Origin of the sequence: Porphyromonas catoniae ATCC 51270, from assembly GCF_000565015.1 — a bacterium.
Classification (GTDB): Bacteria; Bacteroidota; Bacteroidia; order Bacteroidales; family Porphyromonadaceae; genus Porphyromonas; species Porphyromonas catoniae.
This window is the reverse complement of the sequence record NZ_JDFF01000024.1, coordinates 194,115-213,466: the sequence shown is the minus strand read 5'-3', so window position 1 is coordinate 213,466 and position 19,352 is coordinate 194,115. Positions and strand designations below refer to the sequence as shown.

Here is a 19,352-nt window from a genome sequence, read left to right as displayed (position 1 = left end):
TCCCCCATACGCAAGCAGAACAATGTCCATTTGCGTGTGGAGGAGGGCTGGCTATGGTTTATAGATAATTGTTTCCCTCTCTAGGGGGGATGACCCTGCTTATGTCCTACCGAAAAGGTAAATGAAGTAGAGGCACAAGCAAAGGAGACAAGGTGTAGAATTACTCCGTAGGAAGCAACTCGAAGAGGTAATCCTCGGGCTGGGGTGTCTTGCGGTAGTTGATGTGCAACTTACCATCTTTGAGTCCCCAGATGTAGGCAAGAGCTTCCTCTGCATTTTGTAGGGCAAAGAATCCTGACTCATTGCGATGCAGCGTAAAGCTATCCCGAGATTTATCTACAGACTTGGTGAGCTTGAGGGATGAGGTCAAGACTTGCTGGTCCTGAGCGTTCGTTAGGACGTAGCGCCCCGTCTCTTGATCGAAATCTATGAGCCAAACTTGACGCTGAGGATTGATGGTATCGGCCTTAGTAATCAGCTGGACTCCTGCTGAGCTATTCGTGAGGTAAGTACCCTTGACCTTAACGTAATACTTGCCGCTTTCAACTAGTGGAGCAGGGAGCTTATCTACTTGGTACGTGTATGCCTTACGATAGCGTGCATAGAGCTGTCGCTTGAGCCAAGAGAGGAAGGGAGCGACTACTTGGCTTGCAGGCTTGGGGTAAGGGGCATTCAGTGAACCCTTGAAGTCTCGTGAGCGAATAGCAGATTGCTCTACTTCTACCTCGTGAAGGGCATCATATAGCTTCATGAAGGAGGAATAGTTCCCTTGCTCTAGTTCTTCTTGCATCTTCAGGAGGGCTTGTCCCTGCATGGACATAAAGTAGTAGACCTGTAGCCAAGGAAGTAATTCCTCGGTGAGAGCAGGACTATCGTGATAACTAGCCATAACCACTAGAGCATCGTTTCCCATGAGGGCGAAGCGGTTACTTAGCTTCAGTCGCAGAGTACTTGGGACAGATCCTGTTTTCAGATAGGCTTCTTTGAACTGGCTAATGTAGGGAACGAAATCTCGAGACTCTCCAGGGAGGCGAAAGCGATGACCATTGGCTCCTGGATCAATATTATCCTGAGCAAAGCGACGAAATTCTTCTACGGCTTGCGGATAAAGCTCCTTGGTTACACCTTCCCAGGCACGATCAGCATCATAGGCTTTCATATTCCAAAGGTAGTCTGCTACGCTAAAGATGGCGATTTTGGACGCCTCTGCATACTCCATTGGGTTGGCTACAAAGCCACCGAGTAGAGGTGTAAGATCCGTGGCGTTACCCTTCATTGGCCCTAGAAGTAAATGATCTACAGCAAAGTCTGTCACGGGATAGTTGAGCCAGACATAACCTTTACGACGGATACGCCCGTTTACGTACTCCATCGTCTCTCGGTCAATCATCGTGACGACTGTTTTGCCGGTCCACATGATCTCAATCTTGGGGTGCATCTTTGTGCCGAGGATGTCTAGGTAGTTACCCTTTGCCCAAGCTTGGTTGTATTGCGTGGGACAGAGGATAAGAGAGCTGACCTGCATACCTGTCTTTTGGAAGTGTTCGTAGAGGTAGTTCATGAGGTCTGCTTGATGCCCAGCAGACTCGTCATCAGCACTAATATCATCGAAGAAGACAGCGAAGGAGCGTACACCTAGGTGGTACATATCTTCGCACTTTCGTACGACAGCATCACGATCAGCTTGCGTCCATTTGATGTCTAGACCAGGGTGAATAGCCCAGACGAAGAGTACACCGCGACTATGTGCCTCTGAAACAAGCTGACCGATGCGTTGACGCTCTTCGCTGGGGTAGAGCTCACGCCACCTCTCTCTATGATAGGGGTCATCCTTAGGACCATATATATAGGTATTGAGCTTCGTGCGTCCATAGAACTTGAACTGCTCAATACGATCACGATGGCTGTACGGGTTACCATAGAAGCCTTCGACTACACCGCGCAGAGCTACATCAGGGCTGTCGGTGATGGTGCAGCTTGGGAGGATGCGCTCTTCGGAGAGCAGCTGTCGGAGCGTTTGGAGTCCGTAGTACAAGCCGATGGAGTCTGCCCCTACGAGGATGGTCTTCTTGCTATCAAATTGAAGGTAGTAGCTCTCCTCTTGGTTGGGGACCTTTGACGAATAGGCTCGAAGGGAGGCTTCTCCACGTAGTCCTAGCTGTACACGTGCCTTCGTGAATAATTCTCGCTGGGCGTGTATCTGGGGTAGGGTGAGGGTATCAAGTACCTTGCCTAAATGAAGCTGTGAGGGACTAAGGGCTTGGATCTTCTTACCAAGCTCTACCTTGTGTGGCTGTGGATAGAGCTCAGGCAGTCTCTGTGCTGATAGGGTAAGGGTCCCAAGGGTAAATAGGGTAGAGAATGTTAGGGTGCGTGTCATCAATAGGAGAATGTATGCAGAGAAAATAGATGATTAGTAGAGGAAGCCGAAGAGCCATATCGGAATGGTCTTGTCACGGCTTAGGTCACCATACTCCAGCACGTAGTATCGGTCACTTCGATAGCGACCACTCAGCTCAGCTTCGATCTGGAGAGGGTACTTCCCATCTATCTCGAAGAGGGCTAATGAGGAGCGAGATGCGATTCGGAACTCATGTCCCTTGCTGAGCTGGTTAAAGACAAACGTCCGTAGGAGTTCAGAGCGATCTAGTGTCCCCTCTGCTAGCACGTTGTGTAGGTTGGGGTTGCCTAAATAGATCATGGCGGGCTTCTTTGAGTCGGTATCATCCACCTTGAAGACGGGGCGTAGTACCCGTGCGTCTGATAGGTAGCGGATGTAGTTCATGACCGTTGTACGAGAGGTCTCTATCTCGCCAGCTAGCTGAGAGACATTGAGCATCGAGAGGGGGGGCTGCTGGGCTATTAGGTAGATGAGCTTACGGAGTTTATGAAGTAGACGTTGCTCAAGTTGCTTGATGAAGAGTAGGTCAACCTCGAGTGTCATGTTTAGCGTCTTGAGAAGATTCTCTGAGTACAGTCGTGGCTCTAGATGAAAGGGATAATAGCCGTACTCAAGGTACCGATCCATCCAGAGAGCAGGGTTGACAGAGCGGGTAATCTCTGTGACAACCTCTGATGTGCGAGTCATGATATCGTCAAGTGTCAGTGTAGGCAAGACAATCCCATTATCAAGGTGAATGAATTCCCTCAGCGAAAAGCCTGCGAGGTGATACACCGAAGCAATGGCTGCCAGCTCAGGATCCTCCTCATTGAGGTTCATTACCGCTGATGCCGTGAAGACAATTTGTAGTGTAGGGTAGAGGTGATAGCACTGCTTGAACTCTTCGTTCCAGTTCGGATACTTAAAGACTTGATCCAAGAGCAGTGTTCGCCCTCCACTACGCACAAACTCTCCAGCAAAGTCTACAAGCGAATGGACGGTAAAGCTAAACTGGTTAAGGTTAATGTATAGGCACTCGGGAGAGGTGGGTGCAAAGTGCCTGCGAGCATAGTCTAGCAAGAACGTCGTCTTCCCTACACCACGTGAGCCCTTAATACCGATGATCCGCTCTTCCCAATTAATCTCATCCATCAGCCTGCGCTGAAGTCCTGTACGACCATGCCGAAGCAGGTATGTATGTGTGCGGTGTAGGTAGTCCACTTACTTGTCCTATACTAATCTATGTTATATCCCTTGGTAGAGCCTCTGCCACTTACAGCAGGATGGCTTCATCCCGAATAGGACAAAGGTAAGCCTTTCTCTATTAATTCTTAACTATGACTTTATAGATAAGGTAGGGGGATGCCTAATGATTTTTAGGGATAGGATTAAGAGACTGACTATCAGTGATGGATGCTCTTCATTGCTGTATCTCCCATGCGTTATCCTCCAAATACTAAGGCTGACTATCCGTAGTTGTATTTATCGTATGTCACCCTCAAAGACAAGATCTAAACCATGATGCATTGTAATATGCTCTTTCTGTGTTGTTTGCAGTGGGGGATGACGAGTTACCATAAGTCGTCTCAGAGACTTACCATAACTCTCTCCAACGACTTACCATAACTCATTTGAGCGACTTACCATAAGTCATTTTAGTGAGTTACCATAACTCGTAGTAGGCTTTTTTGTTACACATGTCAAGTGCTTGTTCGTGAACGTATTATATTGGAGTTGATAGATAGGGGAAGGGAGGTAACTCAACAATAGGTCGTATGACAAGGATAAGGCACATATGAGACAAACAACAGGCAGATAATCAAACTTAATATTTGGAGGATAACGCATAGCAGAAGCAACAATGCAAGAATAGCTCATTCTCCAGCGTCCTTATATTGCCTCCAATAGTTATTAGAGAGTAGACCAAGCAGAGAGCCATAGAGAGAATGGACAAATACATTCCCTCTAACACTAGATTTATCAGAAAGTTAGGATGAACAAATAGTAATGGGGGAATATGCGATAGCCTTCATTCTAATAATAATGTCACTCTTTCCCGTAATGAATTAAACATAACGCTTCTAACTTATTAAGTGGTTGCTCGTGAAGGTTTTATCGGATGGTTTATCGTGCAGAGGGCTATAGCTAGGGGCTTGGTGAAAAAGCCGTACTTTTGCCCTCATGACAGATGTAGTAATCATTGGTGCTGGGCTGACAGGGTTGTCTACAGCGTATCAACTGGTACAGAGTGGCCAGACTCGGGTACATATTCTCGAGCGACAGCCTCGCATCGGTGGTGTTATTCATAGCCATTGTGAGGATGGGTTTATCTATGAGAGCGGCCCGACAACAGGAGTAATTGGGAGTATCGAGTTGGCTGAGCTACTTGGGGCGTTCCCTGATATCGTACAGATGGCCGAGCCCTCTGCAAAGAGACGACTAATACTGAAGGATGGATGTTTCTACCCGCTCCCTTCGGGGGGGAAGTCTGGTATGAAGACTCCACTCATCACTTGGTGGGATAAGTTTCGCTTGCTTGGAGAGCCCTTCCGAAAGAGAGGTATAAACCCTGATGAGACCATTGCTGAGCTTGTTGTACGACGCCTAGGGAGGAGCTACCTGGACTATGCGGTAGATCCCTTCATTGGTGGTATATATGCAGGTGATCCCAAGAAGTTAGTTACTCGCTATGCCATCCCTAAACTATATGCCTTAGAGCAAAACTATGGCAGTTTCATACGAGGCGCTATGGCCAAGCGAAAAGAGCCAAAGCAACCTAAGGCAGAGCTTATCACTCGTGAGGTCTTCTCTACAAGAGGTGGGCTAAGTGAGCTTATCAGTCATTTAGCAACAGCTATCGGCCACGAACGTATTCATCTCTCTGCCTCAGACTGTACTCTAAAACCACGACCAGGTGGAGGATGGCAGGTTTATTATCATCAGGGAGAAGAGTTGCATGAGCTTGTAGCAAATCACGTCATCACCACTTGTCCTGCCCAGGAACTCACACAGCTCCTCCCCTTCCTCTCGGTGCAGGATCTAGCCCCTATTGCCGCCCTACGATATGCTCCTGTAGTGCAGATTGCTTGGGGAATGAAACATGTTACACTCCCCCACTTCTATGCCTTTGGTGGGTTAGTACCTTCGCGAGAGGATAAGGAGCTTCTGGGGATTCTCAATCCTGGAGCTTGCTTCCCTGATCGTGCACCTCTCGAGGGATCGCTTCTATCGATATTCCTCGGGGGGATGCGTGCCCCGCAGCTGATTGATGCATCAGACGAAGAGCTTATAGAGCTGGCTACAGATCGTGTTCACTCTTATTTGGGTATCACGCAACGTCCAGATCTATTACGGCTCTTCCGTCATCGCTACGCCATCCCTCAGTATGAGGCTTCATCAGAAGCAAGGCTAGAGCGAATAGGTCATCTGGAAGCGAACTACCCTGGGCTACATCTAGCTGGTGCAGTGCGTGATGGTATAGGTATATCAGATCGTGTAAGGCAAGCAAAGATCCTCGCTGACGAACTCTCTACGGACCTCTAGCACTATGTCTCATCCCCACTACTCCCAGCGCACAGCAAAGATCCTTCAGATTACCTTGCTGGGAAGTGTTTCTAATGCTCTTCTGGTTGGGTTAAAGCTCTTCATTGGAGTTTTCGGGCACAGTAGTGCGATGATTGCTGAGGCTATTAATTCTCTCTCGGACTTCGTTGCTGACCTCATTGCCCTTATCTTCATTCGTATCTCAGGTAAACCTCAGGATAAGGATCACCATTATGGACATGGTAAGTATGAGACGCTCGCCTCTGTCGTGATGGCTGTGGTGATGATGGGGGTGGGAGGACTACTATTCTATCACAGCATAGATAAGGTTTATGCTATCGTTGTAAGGGGAAGTCACCTTCCCTCGCCTAGCTATCTAGCATTGGTAATAGCTGTAATCTCCCTCATTACGAAGGGGCTACTCTACCGATATACATCCCGTTGGGCTACGATACTCAAAAGTTCAGCATTAAGAGCGAAAGCGATGGATCATCGAGGGGATATGCTCACACTAGTAGCCGTACTCTTAGGTATTGCTGGGGCAATCTTCTTGGGGGACGGTTGGCTTTTCTTAGAGCCACTGGCCGCAGCCATCGTAAGCCTCTTCATACTGCATATGGGATGGGGTATCCTGCGCCCAGCCTTTAACGAGTTAACAGAAGAATCCCTCCCTCCTGAAGTGGAGCAAGAGATACGCCAGATCGTCTGTACTACAGCTCGTGTCGAGGGGATTGGTAAGCTCCACACCCGAAGTATAGGTGAACGCTATGCTATTGAGTTGGATATCCTTGTAGACGGACAAATCACCGTGACAGAGGCGCATGATGTGACACATATTATCGAGATTACACTACGAGAGCGGTTCGGAGCTACGACTCATATTGCCATACATGTAGAGCCCGTTGATTACTCGCACCACCAATGTGTCAGGGAGTGTGATAATAAAGAATAGAGAGTACCCCCTTCGCAACAAAGGATGGCGTTTTAGATACAAAAGCAGACACCTATTAATATGGATGGAAAGATGATTATCGAGGAAATGAAGATCGAGCTTAGCGATATGCACTTCTATGCCTATCATGGTGTGCTGGATCAGGAGCGTAAGGTTGGGAATCACTTTACTTTGCAGCTCACTGCTTGGACACAAGTAGAGAAAAGTTTAGAGACAGATCTACTTGAGGACACGATTAGCTACGCAGATATTTATGAGACCATAGCAGAGGAGATGGCACATCCATCCCAGCTACTAGAGCATGTGGTTGGGAAGATTAGTAGGCGTCTCTACGCAGAGTACCCCCGCCTCTTGCGCCTCTCTCTAACCCTCACCAAAGACAATCCTCCCTTCCCAGGTGATGTAAGTTCAGCATCCTTCACCCTCTGCTCTCGTCGGGATGGCTAAGTAATCCTATTCACCCTGAATAATGAGATATTTGACTAATCTCACCGAAACGTTTCGTATTAATTGCTTTTAATCTCAACTGATATATCTAGTATGATTTCATCTTTACAAGCATTACGCTTCATTTTTGCTCTCTTCATATTCTTTCAACACTTCCCTATACGAAATGAGGAACCAAGAGCTTTACTAGATGGAGCTGGCTATATGGGTGTTTCGTTTTTTCTTGTCCTAAGTGGCTTCGTAATGAGTCTTGGATATGCAGAGAAAGTTAAAGGTCCCGATTTTAAATGGGGAACCTTTATGAAGAAACGCCTCGTTCGCCTTTGGCCACTACACCTCCTATGCCTAGCCATTTGGATGATATTTGCTTACGGACAATGGGGAAAAGAAGCTCTTCAGCCTCTCCCTTTGGTTGGGAATGCGCTCCTTTTACAAGCTTGGTTCCCAATCAAAGAAATGGAGGGTAATGGTGTCGCTTGGTGTCTCTCTGATTTAATTCTATTCTATGGGCTATTCCCATTCTTAATGAGAATGAAGCCAAAGAACCTCGGAGTAACTTTATTGTCTCTTATTGTGATGTGCTGGGGACTTTACTACGCCTTGCCTATTTCCGATGACTTACTATTTTGGTACTGGTATAAACTCCCAATAAGTAGGCTTTGCGACTTCATATTGGGTATCCTATCCTACCATATTTACCAATATGTATCACAAGAATATTTTCATCGCATATGGGGCGGAGTTTCTCCAGTCAAAAGGAGATTAATGGAGCTTGCTCCCCTACTCTTGTATGCCCTTGCTTTTGCTTATATAGATAGTGGTAGAGGTGGTATTCACCCCTCGGTATACTACTATCTTCCAAGTTGTTTAGTGATATTTATCTTTGCTCTTGTAGACAAGAGCAAAGATAAAGCAGGGGTCCCTGCTTTGATTTCTCAGCGGTGGCTCATATATCTTGGAGAGGTTAGCTTTAGCTTCTACATGATACATAACTTAGTGATACTTTTCTGTAAGAAGGTTTTCGATATAGCGTCCCTTAGTACCCCATGGCAGATAAGATTTGCTGTTACACTACCTGTCGCTATTGCTATAAGCATCCTCGTCAACAAATATTATGAAGAGCCTATTACAGCATGGCTCTCTAAGAGGCTTTTTCGTAAGGACGCTAAATGAGAAGGGTATTTCTCTTACCCTTAGTTCTGGGAAGACGCATAAATAAATTTAGGCGTACGATTGAAGGATTGACTATGTAATAGTGGATATCTATTTATATGTTGTATCTCCTATATTTTACCCTTCAAGCACAGAGCTTGACTATTAGCAAGTTAAATTTATCATATATCATCCCCTGAACTCCTTCCGAGGGTGGTTGTCGAAGCAGCATCCCTAACCTCCTTACTAATACGAATATAATACACCTACAATCAGAATGTTACATCCTTTACTAAATGTGCCTATTACGAGTTATGGTAACTCATCGGGACGACTCATGGCAACTCGTCATCAATCCTCATAAATACCCTAAACAGAAGCTGTTACAACAGGACTCAATCTCTCTTATATCTTTGTTCTGTAGGAGTAGTATCTGATAAACCCAACTTACTAATAACCAATTGTTTAAAACTGTAATGCGTCATCCCTTAGCTTTTGGTTGCTCCTTATGGGGGAAACCATTACCTTTGTGACGGACTAATTAGCGTACAGAGATGAGAATAGCTTACGTAATCAACAATACTTGGTTTCCTGGAGGCCAGACACGAGTACTTGCAAATAAGGTAAACTATTGGCTTAGGAATGGGCATGAGGTTTACATACTGACCTCTGATCAAATAGGGAAAGAGTCATACTACGCAATGGACAGTCGGGTAAAAATCATAGACTATGCCATTGGTTATATGGGTGCAGACCAATTATCCAAACTGGAGAAGGCAAAGCGTCTCTCTCGCTTCCTTATTCGCCATAAGCGATTACTTAAAAAGTCTCTGTTAGAGCTCCGCCCGGATGTTTGTATCTCCATGTTTGGTAAGGAAATTTATTTTCTTCCATTTCTAAAGGACGGGAGCGTTAAGGTACTTGAAGCTCATGGGGCAAGATACACTTGGTTGTTCTCTCGCAAAGGAATATTAGGTAAAGTGCATAACTGGATAGACTTATTTTTTATCAGGAAGTTTGACCAGTTTGTTGTCCTAACTAACGAAGACCTACCTACTTGGGGTGTAAATAATACCGTTTGCATACCAAACGCAAATACGTTCATGCCACAGACTACATCCTCTTTGGATGTCCCCAAAGTTATAGCTTCAGGGAGATATGGAGAACAGAAGAATTTTGAGAGCCTTGTGGAAGCATGGAATATTGTCCACAAGAGCTATCCGGGATGGAGTCTGAAGATTTGTGGTCAAGGTCTTAGCTTGCTAGACCCACTTATCCAATCGCTAAACTTGAGCGATAGTATAGACTGCCACGAGTCAAATAATATGGAGGCCGAATATATGGACTCATCAATATCCGTGGTGAGCTCTAGGCATGAAGGATTCTCTATGGCTCTTCTGGAGGCTCAATCCTGTGGTGTCCCCAATGTTTCTTATGCCTGCCAGTGTGGACCTCGAGATATTATTGTTAATGGTGAAACAGGTTTTCTGATAGAAGAGGTGGGTAATCATGAAAAGCTCGCCGAGGCGATAATGCACCTGATAGAAGATGAGCAACTGCGTAAACAGATGGGACGAAGCTCAAGGGAACGTTCTAAGCTATTCTCAGAGGATGTCGTTATGAAACGCTGGTATGATCTCTTTGCCGAATTAGTAAAAAGGAAGAAGGGCTAGGAAGCATTCCTTAATAAAAGGAATAAGCCTAGGGTAGAAAGGGGGAAAAACCTTAAAAACTTTCTATCTTAGGCTTCTCTTATGTCGTTTTACTTTCTTTTGTGCCCAGTCATAGTGGCTGGAAAGGGAAGAGATAAAGTAACTGGCAAGTGTTGCTGTCCTATTCCAAGGGAAATACCCCTTGACGAAGAGTTCGTCCTCGTTAAAGTGTTTCGCTAGCTCAAGGGTTTGCTGATGACTTGTCCTAAGTAATGTCTTTGACTGCTTTAGAGGAATAGATTGAGCTGCTTCCTGAATACGTAGGTTCATCTCTGGATATGTACGCCAATTGTAAGGCTCAGGAAGAAAACTCGCAGGCTCTCCCTGTAGGTTCTTTTGAACCCACTCTAATAGAAGGTTGTGCCAAGCATGCAGGTGGATCAGCACATCACGGATGGTGCGATCTCGATCCTCGAACGTAAAAGTCCGCTCTTGCTCCTCTTCGCTCATTGAGTCAATCAGGGTAAAGAGGGTGTTTAGGCGAACTTCTGCAAGGGTGAGTAGCTCATCTTTGCTCGTAGGGCGCGCCATAATCGTATTTACTCAATCAGTGGTGCAAAGGCTTCGCAGTGCTTCGTTGGGATAAACTCAATGATTTGCATAGCTGGCAATCCCATGCTGAAAGAATGGATCTCGCTGAACAACTTCTTCCACCTCTTCTTTGCGTGAAGCACGAGCAAGAATTACCACACCGATTCGTGGTTCTTGTCTCCCAGAGGCAATAAAACATCCAGAGGCATAATGCTCATCCAGATATGCTCTGTGCTGGGCTAAATGCGCCTCCACTACTGTGAGATCTTTCTGGTAAGCCAATATGATGATAAACATAGGTTACTTATTGTCCTGTTTCTTCCTATTCACAAGAAATACTATGACCATTTCACCTTGATCACTTAGTGTTAAGTGTGCCAATCAGTTCAGTTATATTGGAAAAACCATGGCGAAGCATGTAGTTCTCTATGCCCTCAACAATCTGAATGGTGGCAGTAGGGTCTACAAAATTATAAGTGCCAACCTCGATGGCCGTCGCTCCTGCTAGTAAGAACTCGATAGCATCCGTTGCTGTAGCGATACCACCCATCCCAATAATGGGTACGTTCACCACTCGTGCTGTTTGCCAAACCATACGTAGAGCAACGGGCTTTACTGCAGGGCCAGAGAGCCCTCCCGTGATTGTTGAAAGAACGGGACGACGCTTCTCCGCATCAATTGCCATGCCCAGTAGAGTATTAATCATAGAGATGGCGTCAGCTCCCTCAGCCTCTACTGCACGAGCAATCTCGGTGATGTCGGTGACATTAGGAGAGAGCTTCACAATCAGGGTCTTGTCATATACGGCTCGCACTGCTCGCACAACCGAGGAGGCTCCAGCACAAGTAACCCCAAAGGCCATCCCTCCTTCCTTGACATTTGGACAGGAGATATTTAGCTCAATAGCGGGAATATGGGGTAGTGCATTTAGTAGCTCAGCTGTCGTGATGTAGTCCTCAATCTGAGATCCACTGACATTGACTATGACAGCTGTATCATAGTTGGATATGGTTGGGTAAATATGTTCGATGAAGTAGTCTACTCCCTTATTCTGAAGTCCCACAGCATTGAGCATACCCGAGGGGGTTTCGGCCATCCTAGGGTAGGGATTCCCTTCACGGTGATGTAGGGTCGTTCCTTTAACGACGATGCCTCCGAGGCGATCAAGGTCTATGAAATCTGTGTACTCTGTCCCGTAGCCGAATGTACCCGATGCTGTCATTACGGGGTTCTTGATCGTGAGGCCTCGGCCGATGTTTACTTGTGTCTGTAGCATGGCGTTTTATTAGTTCTTCTTAATGAGCCTTGAGTCAAAGACAGGCCCTTCGGTACAAACGCATGTGTTCCCCTTGCCCTCGAGGTCCTCCACACAACACAAGCAAGCCCCTATACCGCAAGCCATCGTATTCTCTAGCGACACCTCGCACGAGATCCCCCGCGCCTCAGCCATCTTCGCTACAGCGAGCATCATCACTTTGGGCCCACACGTATATATCTGATCGAAGGTGCCTTCGTGTAGGATTGGATGATCTGTTACTCGACCATGTACGCCTAGCTCACCACTATCTGTCGTGTAATGTGTATTACCCAGTGTCTCAAAATAATCACGAAGCACGACATGCTCCTTTGTGCGTCCACCAAGGAGGATTGTTGGGCGTATCCCTCGCTCTGCAAAGCTCCGAGCAAGAAATAGCATGGGAGCTATCCCCACACCACCTCCGATAAGAAGAGGGTTTTTAATACCCTCTGTTGAGAAGGTATTCCCCAGAGGTAGAAGAAGGCTAAGCTCGCTGCCATCCCTTAGGTTTGTTAGTACTGACGTCCCTTGTCCTACACGCCCCACTAATAGCCATAGCTCACGCTGCTCAGCGAAGACACTACATATAGATATGGGACGACGGAGGAGGACATAGCCACCAGGTACCGCGACTTGAACAAACTGCCCTGGTGCCATCTCTGGGAAGATGCCCTCATGTAAAGGGAGGGTCAAGCGTAATAGATAGTTCCCTGCTCCTAGGTCTAGTGTGGAGAGGAGTGTAAAGCGAAGAGAGTACTTTTTCATCAATTCGGGGTATGAAAACTCAGGTGCAAAGATACTCAGATTATCACTTAGCCTCTTGACCTATTTTCTCCTGACTTCATACCCAGTCACAGCTAGTCCTCGCAGTGGAATGTCATAAAGCTATTGTCCGTGAAGAAGACCGTAATATGGTCTATTGTCTTAGCTTGTCTCTGCGCTAGCTCTGACTTGAGTCGGGTAATCTCTTCGCTCTGCGCTAGAAGGGTTGCTTGTAAAGCGTCTACGGTTTTGTCACTTGTCTCAGCTAGACCTATTGATGGAAAGAGACCACTCTCTGCAGACTCTTGATGTGCGGAGCCCTCACCGAAGAGCAGCTCATGTGGATTAACGAGGTCTGGGTAATGCTCGATTACCTTATTAATTGTGGAGACATTGATCTGCTGTTTCTCATTGAGTATTTGTGAAAGAGTTGCCTGGGGGATGCCCGCACCAAGGGCGAAGTCCTTTGCGCTTAATCCGCTTTGCTCTACAATCCTCTTGAGCCGCTTCGTAATCTCGTCCAAATTGAGAAATTCTGCCATAGTGTCATTGATTATCTGTATTCAAAATTACGAATTTAAAATCACATATCCGTATTGACGTTTTGAATTCCGAGTATTTGGTTTCCGTATTCTGAATAATGAAATAGGTGACCTGATCCCTGTCTTGCCTCCCATACGACTCCTTTTGCATATGTAGTATTACTTGATATTTCATGGTGTAATAAATTGATACATATTAAGATATATGCTATTGCTTATAGGGGCTGTGACGATATGGGTACTCTCCTACCCCTCTGTTTTGTAGCGTTGGTTTAATGTTGGCTATATAAGTATAAGATTTTCATCTATATATTTGATTTTGTGTGTTGAATAATCCTTACAGATATTAGCATTACAAATGGTTTGGATGTATGTAAGTATATTCTACCATCTAGCTATTCTAAAATTAAGATTTAGAATGTTTGCTCCCTGGGTATTTAGTATTTCGATATAATACCTATGTGGATAAATTATTTTCTTGAATGGGTGACAATGTGTCACGGAATTAGATTGTTGGATTTTGTATCACTACTATGCGTTCCAAGTCTATCATATTCTACTTCACCGAGTAGTTTCCTTAGAGCTATATGGTTTAGGTTTGGGGGTGCTAAATTATACTTTGGACATTTGAATGTAGGACAACTAGCCTCCTGGTGCAGATAGAGAGTGTCTCCATAAGTGCCCCTATATAAAGGGATTTGGAATACAGATTAGGGACTTACCATAACTCACCTCAACGACTTACTATAAGTCTCTGAGATGAGTTACCATAACTCTTTTTAGCGAGTTACCATAAGTCGTTGAGGTGAGTTATGGTAACTCGTTATTCCCTCTTCTTATAGGCTGTTTATCAGTGATTTATAGAGAGAAAGAGCATTGTCCTGTAGCTACATATTTGTTAGGTGGTGCATCAGATGATAAGGTTAGAAAAGAAGAAATCGCCTCAAGGTAATGCTACCTTGAGGCGATTTATCTAGAAAGGTTGTGGTCCCACTTGGGCTTGAACCAAGGACTCCCTGATTATGAGTCAGGTGCTCTAACCAACTGAGCTATAGGACCTAAAATAAGGAAATTGCAAGTGCATATCTCCTCTTTTCGTGTGCAAAGATAGCTATAAAGCCCTTATACACCAAATGGTTTCCCTCGCAAACTACACTATTATGGGGCAGATAGAATCTACAATACCATCGGCTAGCCCTTTTGTCGGAACTATGATTTCTGTTCCGCCGGTTATCTCTGCCACTTTTAGGAAGATGTCAGCAGCTGGTACAATTACCTCTGCCCGGTCAGGCTTTAGGCGGAAGAGTTGCATTCGCTGATCAGGGGTGTAGCGACGTAGCTCATCCGCCACAGAGCGAAGACTAGAGACGGGAAGAAGGTTTACGTTGGCTCGCTCTGAAGGGGCCCCCAGACGTAGGAGCTTATTTATGTTACCTCCTGTTCCAACGAGACGGATATGCCCCGAGTAGTCAGCTGCTAGTTGGGTAAGGAATGAGCAAAAGGATTGACGCTCCTCCTCTCGTACCTTACCACTGAGCTGGCGAATAGTCCCGATATCGAAGGAATGAGAATCAATCAGCTCATGTCCACGCACTACGTTTAGCTCTGTACTCCCACCTCCTACGTCTACATAGAGGAAGGTATCCTCGGATTTCCCTTCGAGTGAGCGCATGAGGTCAGCGGAGATGAGTCGGGCCTCTTCTCTACCATTGATGATCTCTATGTGTATTCCTGTTTTCTCTTTAATTTTTTCAACGAGTTCAGGCCCATTCTTGGCGTCTCTCATGGCAGATGTAGCACATGCACGGAAGGAAGTCACTTCATAGATCTCCATGAGTTCCCGATAGGCTTTCATCAGACTGATGAGCTGCTTACTCTTCTTCTTTGAGATGGAGCCATCAGTGAATGAGTCTTCTCCTAGGCGAAGGGGAACACGGACTAGCTGAACTTTTGATAGAGGCTCGGTGCTTCCTGGTTCATTAAGACACTTAATGAGTAGACGTACAGCATTTGAGCCAATGTCTATACCAGCGTAATGAGACTTACTCATCTCTTATTCTTTTGATTCAGGTAATATTGATAGATAGCGTCCTGGGAATTGAAAAGCTCTGTCCCTGGAGGGAAGTCACCCCGTCGCGCGTAGACCTCACCATCAAGAGTATAATAGCCTTGCTCTGTATCGGATAGCCCAGCGCTAACGATGAAATCCAGCTCTCGCTGAATATCTTCATCATACACGGGGGTCATTACCTCGATACGCTTATCGAGGTTCCTTGCCATCCAGTCTGTAGAGCCAATGAAGTAGCGAGGCTTACCATCATTCCCGAATATATAGATGCGAGAGTGCTCTAGATAGCGAGAGATGATTGAGTTAATGTACATCCCTTCGCTAAAGCCTGTTGCCTGAGGGATAAGGGAACAGTTGCCTCGGAGGCATAGCTCAACATGTACACCAGCATTGCAGGCCTCGTAGAGCTTCTGTACCATCTTTTCATCGACGATATGATTAAGCTTTAGTCGGATGAATGCCTCTTTCCCAGAGCGCGCTAGCCGTATTTCACGGTTAATCATATTGTAGAGAGGCTGGCGCATGTCATTTGGGGCAACGAGGAGCTCTTTGAAATGAATGTTGAGGAATGGACGCTCAATGAAATCAAATACTTTAAGGACATCACTCGTGATCCCCTTATGTGCCGTCATGAGCATCAGGTCTGTGTAGACCTTTGCTGTCCCTTCGTGGAGGTTGCCTGAGCCAATGCAAGCGATGTTTCCTTGGGTTGTAGCTATATAGACGAGCTTGGAGTGGATCTTTAGTTTCTCATGTCCAAAGACCACATTGATACCAGAGTCTTGCATCTTCTTGCTCCAACTGATATTGGATTGCTCATCGAAGCGTGCCAATAGCTCAATCACAGCTGTTACACGCTTGCCGTTCTGAGCCGCAGCCATCAGAGCCTTGATTACCTTAGAGCTTTGCGCCACTCGATACAGGGAGATACGTATCTCTGTTACGGCAGGGCTTATCGCTGCCTCCTGCAGAAGGCGCAAGAAATGATCAAAGCTCTGGTAAGGGAAGTGTACACAGCGGTCTCGCTCTAGGATCTCAGCAATCACACTCTCAGTGTAGCGAAGCTCATCCATACGAAGAGGTTCACGAGGGAGGAAACGTAAGCCTTTGCGTCCGCAGTCTGGTAGGGTCATCAGATCACGCATGTTGTGGTAGCGTCCGCCTCCCACACGTGTGTCTCTGTAGTTCAGCTCAGCCATATCGCTCAGCTTCTTGAGCACCATGGGGGGGATTGCTTCATCGTAGACTACACGGACAGTTTCCCCTCGCTTACGTCGCTTCACGCCACGAGAGACCTTCTCGATGACACTCGTACGAAGGTCTTGATCGATCTCAAACTCTGCGTCCTTTGTAAACTTGAAGGTGTAAGCTTCGTAGCGTGCATACTTCTTCCCGATGAAGAAATAAGGCAAGCATGAGCGTAGGACATCATCGAGGAACATTAAGTAGCTCTCCCCTGCCTTGTCCTTGAGGCGAAAGAAACGGCCAAGATCTTTTGTGGGGACTTCTATTAAAGCTATGTCATGGTTCTCTTCTCCCTCTGATATGTTGTGCCATAGGACAATGGCTAGGTAAAGGGATTCCTTGAGGTGATGCTCCGCACTGAAGGTTGGGCTATTGATGAAGATAGGGTTGGTAGTCCCATTAATCTTCTCCATGAAAAAGCTACGCACCTCCTTCTCCTGCTCTCTGCTTAGCTCCCGCTCGTTGACAATATGGATGTGTGCCTCAGAGAGAGAATGCAGGAGCTCCTCAAATGTCTCCTCAAAAAGCTGCGAATACTCTTGGTTTAGGCGTAGGATTTTGCGTAAGACCTCACGTGCCTTCTTACGTTCATCCTCTGTTGCCTCGAGCGAGGTATCTACCATGCGACGAAGAGATGCAACACGTACACGGAAGAACTCATCCAGATTATTTGAGTAGATACCTAAGTAGTTAAACCGCTCTAAGATGGGCAAATCCTCACGGCGAGCCTCTAGGAGGATGCGCTTATTGAAGTACATCCAGCTTTCATCTCGCTCTATATAGGGGAAGTGCCTTCGTGTCACTGTACTGGATGCCATAGGCTGAGTAAGGGCTAAAGAAGAGCTTTACTGTCAAAGCCAAATGGGAGAAGCATGCGGCAATCCTCGAGGACTACAATCTCCTCTTCACCGCATAGTAGTATGGGGAAGGGATGGAAACGTGTAGCAGTCTCCATGATTACTTGCCTACAGCTACCACAAGGAGAAATAAAAGGCACACGCCCTGCATCGTTGATAGCTACAACAACGAGTTTCTCCACAGCAACTTCTGGCCACTGGGCAGACGCCCAAAAGAGAGCAGTACGCTCAGCACATGTCCCTGATGGATAAGCTGCGTTTTCCTGATTTGATCCAGTCACAATCTCTCCATTAGCCAGGAGTACAGCAGCCCCTACCAAAAAGTGACTATAGGGGGCATAGGCTCTCTTGGCTGCAGCTACAGCTCTCTGCTCTAGCTCTTGTTCAATGTCAGAGAGCTCGCTTCGTACAAGAGTCTTATAGGGAATTTGAAAGGTCTTCTCCATTACTTATTGCTGTATTTACCGTTTGTTTCTTCTTTCTACCACTGCCCATAGGGGGATTTCTATGAGGCTAATGTACGAATTTCCTTACTTATAGCGCTGTAACCTAAAAGTCCGAGGTACTCTGGAGTGTACCTCGGACTTTCGTTTTTGTTGTTATGTCGGGATGAGAAGACTCGAACTTCCGACCTCCACGTCCCGAACGTGGCGCGCTACCAACTGTGCTACATCCCGATCCTTTATGTTCTCTAGCGAGAAGTAGTGTACCATATCTCTCAGAGGAACGGCACAAAGATAGCTAAAATACCTACATGCCTATTTCCCTTGTGGTGGTACTTATGGGAGGGATATTAGCCCTTTGCGGGGATAGTGTTGGTGGCTTAGTTTATTTCCTCAGGCGAGTAAGGATTTTTGATGCCGAATCAGATAGGAGGACGACGGCTCCCGCTAGAATAGCAGTGTCCTTTATGACCAAACGACCTGCACCTGTGAGGAAGGGGAAGCCATTAGCCCATTCGCCTGCAGCGAGAGCCTCGGGTGACGCATGTACCCATACCTCGGGTGTGGTAACGAGGAAGCTCAGTGTCCCAATTGTCATAATGATACAGAGTACCTCTCCAACGAGTCCAAGGTAGGGAGAGAATAAACCGAGAAATACCAGAATACCAATCGTCATGATGAGAATGCCGAGACCATGCGAGAAGAGATAGGTACGATTCTCTACATGCCAGGTGTGCTTGGCATCATTATATTGCCCCTCTGGTACTTTATTCAGGGTGTATTCTTTCACCACCTTACCTTCGTCCGTAGTTACCTTATTGTTGGCATCCTTGAGGAAGAAACTCATTAGTGGGCTATTAGCTACGAAGGGAACGATTCCATTGGCTTCATAGTTGGCGAATTTAAGTCCACCAATCCACACGAAGATGATTAGGATAGCTATACGAATGAGCTTGTAACCAAGGCTCTTTAGGTTACTTGCACACTCGAGGAACTTCATGAATACTGCTTGCATTGCTGAGTTGTTATTGTTAATTACTAAAACTTCTATACTAATAGATAACCGAAAGCCTAGATCTTGGTTCAGTATCTCTAGTAGCCACCTCATAAAGTAGTCTCTGTGGTCTCTCGATATTGAGTGTGAAATCAAGGATACACTATGCTATTCCTCTTTGGAAACTCTAGAGTTTCTGCTGCGTATCTTTAGAGTTTGAACTCCAAATCTCTAGAGTTTTTTGATGAATATTGTAGTGTGTTGATTAGATAAGTCCATGTGCACCCTACTAAGTCGAAGTGAAATGGAGCTATTGCTCTAGATTGGCGATATGCATTAATACCAGAGCAACGTACTTGTCACAAAGGCGGATGAACCTTTTTTAGTATCTTTGTGCCTATACATTATAATAGTATTCAACGAATAT

16 protein-coding genes and 2 tRNA genes are annotated in these 19,352 nt (G+C 46.1%); 5 read left to right on the top strand and 13 right to left on the bottom strand.

Going from position 1 to position 19,352, the window contains the following annotated elements; genetic code table 11:
* Positions 1 to 160 precede the first annotated feature (160 nt).
* Both HMPREF0636_RS07240 and HMPREF0636_RS07235 read right to left on the bottom strand, forming a co-directional pair.
* A complete protein-coding gene (locus HMPREF0636_RS07240) occupies positions 161 to 2,380 on the bottom strand; it encodes a glycoside hydrolase family 84 protein (RefSeq protein ID WP_052328789.1) in 2,220 nt (739 codons plus the stop codon).
* Between the two features lie 33 nt (positions 2,381 to 2,413).
* Entirely contained in the window at positions 2,414 to 3,601 is a 1,188-nt protein-coding gene (locus HMPREF0636_RS07235) for an AAA family ATPase (RefSeq protein WP_044169460.1), read from the bottom strand.
* Positions 3,602 to 4,561: 960 nt separating this feature from the next.
* Between HMPREF0636_RS07235 and hemG the strand changes: the two genes are divergently transcribed.
* The 5 genes from hemG (at position 4,562) to HMPREF0636_RS07210 (ending at position 10,147) form a co-directional block, all read left to right on the top strand.
* Positions 4,562 to 5,923 carry a protoporphyrinogen oxidase gene (hemG, locus tag HMPREF0636_RS07230; RefSeq protein ID WP_044169458.1) on the top strand — a complete coding sequence of 454 codons (1,362 nt, stop codon included), beginning with the start codon at positions 4,562 to 4,564 and terminating at the stop codon, positions 5,921 to 5,923.
* 4 nt (positions 5,924 to 5,927) lie between these two features.
* Complete coding sequence (locus HMPREF0636_RS07225) at positions 5,928 to 6,875, top strand: cation diffusion facilitator family transporter (RefSeq protein ID WP_044169457.1); 948 nt, start codon at positions 5,928 to 5,930, stop codon at positions 6,873 to 6,875.
* A gap of 60 nt (positions 6,876 to 6,935) precedes the next feature.
* Positions 6,936 to 7,322 carry a dihydroneopterin aldolase gene (gene folB / locus HMPREF0636_RS07220; RefSeq protein ID WP_081748427.1) on the top strand — a complete coding sequence of 129 codons (387 nt, stop codon included), beginning with the start codon at positions 6,936 to 6,938 and terminating at the stop codon, positions 7,320 to 7,322.
* Between the two features lie 93 nt (positions 7,323 to 7,415).
* Positions 7,416 to 8,495 (top strand): acyltransferase family protein, encoded by a 1,080-nt coding sequence (locus HMPREF0636_RS07215; RefSeq protein ID WP_044169454.1) that lies wholly within the window; start codon positions 7,416 to 7,418, stop codon positions 8,493 to 8,495.
* Between the two features lie 533 nt (positions 8,496 to 9,028).
* Positions 9,029 to 10,147, top strand: a complete 1,119-nt coding sequence (locus HMPREF0636_RS07210; RefSeq protein WP_044169452.1) for a glycosyltransferase family 4 protein — start codon at positions 9,029 to 9,031, stop codon at positions 10,145 to 10,147.
* Positions 10,148 to 10,210: 63 nt separating this feature from the next.
* Here the strand turns inward: HMPREF0636_RS07210 and HMPREF0636_RS07205 are convergent, their stop codons facing one another.
* From HMPREF0636_RS07205 to HMPREF0636_RS07155, 11 genes are all read right to left on the bottom strand, one after another.
* A complete protein-coding gene (locus HMPREF0636_RS07205) occupies positions 10,211 to 10,717 on the bottom strand; it encodes a ClbS/DfsB family four-helix bundle protein (RefSeq protein WP_044169450.1) in 507 nt (168 codons plus the stop codon).
* Between the two features lie 57 nt (positions 10,718 to 10,774).
* Positions 10,775 to 11,014: a YciI family protein gene (locus HMPREF0636_RS07200; RefSeq protein WP_248616898.1), complete on the bottom strand. Its 240-nt coding sequence runs from the start codon at positions 11,012 to 11,014 to the stop codon at positions 10,775 to 10,777.
* A 61-nt stretch (positions 11,015 to 11,075) separates the two neighbouring features.
* Complete coding sequence (locus tag HMPREF0636_RS07195) at positions 11,076 to 11,993, bottom strand: dihydroorotate dehydrogenase (protein WP_044169449.1); 918 nt, start codon at positions 11,991 to 11,993, stop codon at positions 11,076 to 11,078.
* Between the two features lie 9 nt (positions 11,994 to 12,002).
* On the bottom strand, positions 12,003 to 12,779 hold the full coding sequence (locus HMPREF0636_RS07190) for a dihydroorotate dehydrogenase electron transfer subunit (protein WP_044169448.1): 777 nt from the start codon (positions 12,777 to 12,779) through the stop codon (positions 12,003 to 12,005).
* A gap of 92 nt (positions 12,780 to 12,871) precedes the next feature.
* Entirely contained in the window at positions 12,872 to 13,318 is a 447-nt protein-coding gene (locus HMPREF0636_RS07185) for a helix-turn-helix domain-containing protein (RefSeq protein ID WP_044169446.1), read from the bottom strand.
* Between the two features lie 985 nt (positions 13,319 to 14,303).
* A tRNA-Ile gene (locus HMPREF0636_RS07180) sits at positions 14,304 to 14,377 on the bottom strand.
* 91 nt (positions 14,378 to 14,468) lie between these two features.
* Positions 14,469 to 15,368, bottom strand: a complete 900-nt coding sequence (locus HMPREF0636_RS07175) for a Ppx/GppA phosphatase family protein (RefSeq protein ID WP_044169445.1) — start codon at positions 15,366 to 15,368, stop codon at positions 14,469 to 14,471.
* The gene (locus HMPREF0636_RS07170) at positions 15,365 to 17,449 is read right to left on the bottom strand and encodes an RNA degradosome polyphosphate kinase (protein ID WP_044169444.1); all 2,085 of its coding nucleotides are present in this window, start codon (positions 17,447 to 17,449) and stop codon (positions 15,365 to 15,367) included. Before HMPREF0636_RS07170 ends, HMPREF0636_RS07175 begins: the two co-directional genes overlap by 4 nt.
* 14 nt (positions 17,450 to 17,463) lie before the next feature.
* A complete protein-coding gene (gene cdd, locus HMPREF0636_RS07165) occupies positions 17,464 to 17,934 on the bottom strand; it encodes a cytidine deaminase (RefSeq protein WP_044169443.1) in 471 nt (156 codons plus the stop codon).
* 158 nt (positions 17,935 to 18,092) lie between these two features.
* Positions 18,093 to 18,165 (bottom strand) — tRNA-Pro (locus HMPREF0636_RS07160).
* Positions 18,166 to 18,316: 151 nt separating this feature from the next.
* Entirely contained in the window at positions 18,317 to 18,946 is a 630-nt protein-coding gene (locus HMPREF0636_RS07155) for a DUF417 family protein (protein WP_044169442.1), read from the bottom strand.
* Between the last annotated feature and the right edge of the window lie 406 nt (positions 18,947 to 19,352).

What these genes read in the sequence shown, in the direction of transcription:
- HMPREF0636_RS07240 (WP_052328789.1), bottom strand. Translation starts at nt 2,380, where the DNA reads ATGACACGCACCCTAACATTCTCTACCCTATTTACCCTTGGGACCCTT.
- hemG (WP_044169458.1), top strand. Translation starts at nt 4,562, where the DNA reads ATGACAGATGTAGTAATCATTGGTGCTGGGCTGACAGGGTTGTCTACA.
- HMPREF0636_RS07225 (WP_044169457.1), top strand. Translation starts at nt 5,928, where the DNA reads ATGTCTCATCCCCACTACTCCCAGCGCACAGCAAAGATCCTTCAGATT.
- folB (WP_081748427.1), top strand. Translation starts at nt 6,936, where the DNA reads ATGGATGGAAAGATGATTATCGAGGAAATGAAGATCGAGCTTAGCGAT.
- HMPREF0636_RS07215 (WP_044169454.1), top strand. Translation starts at nt 7,416, where the DNA reads ATGATTTCATCTTTACAAGCATTACGCTTCATTTTTGCTCTCTTCATA.
- HMPREF0636_RS07210 (WP_044169452.1), top strand. Translation starts at nt 9,029, where the DNA reads ATGAGAATAGCTTACGTAATCAACAATACTTGGTTTCCTGGAGGCCAG.
- HMPREF0636_RS07205 (WP_044169450.1), bottom strand. Translation starts at nt 10,717, where the DNA reads ATGGCGCGCCCTACGAGCAAAGATGAGCTACTCACCCTTGCAGAAGTT.
- HMPREF0636_RS07200 (WP_248616898.1), bottom strand. Translation starts at nt 11,014, where the DNA reads ATGTTTATCATCATATTGGCTTACCAGAAAGATCTCACAGTAGTGGAG.
- HMPREF0636_RS07195 (WP_044169449.1), bottom strand. Translation starts at nt 11,993, where the DNA reads ATGCTACAGACACAAGTAAACATCGGCCGAGGCCTCACGATCAAGAAC.
- HMPREF0636_RS07190 (WP_044169448.1), bottom strand. Translation starts at nt 12,779, where the DNA reads ATGAAAAAGTACTCTCTTCGCTTTACACTCCTCTCCACACTAGACCTA.
- HMPREF0636_RS07185 (WP_044169446.1), bottom strand. Translation starts at nt 13,318, where the DNA reads ATGGCAGAATTTCTCAATTTGGACGAGATTACGAAGCGGCTCAAGAGG.
- HMPREF0636_RS07175 (WP_044169445.1), bottom strand. Translation starts at nt 15,368, where the DNA reads ATGAGTAAGTCTCATTACGCTGGTATAGACATTGGCTCAAATGCTGTA.
- HMPREF0636_RS07170 (WP_044169444.1), bottom strand. Translation starts at nt 17,449, where the DNA reads ATGGCATCCAGTACAGTGACACGAAGGCACTTCCCCTATATAGAGCGA.
- cdd (WP_044169443.1), bottom strand. Translation starts at nt 17,934, where the DNA reads ATGGAGAAGACCTTTCAAATTCCCTATAAGACTCTTGTACGAAGCGAG.
- HMPREF0636_RS07155 (WP_044169442.1), bottom strand. Translation starts at nt 18,946, where the DNA reads ATGCAAGCAGTATTCATGAAGTTCCTCGAGTGTGCAAGTAACCTAAAG.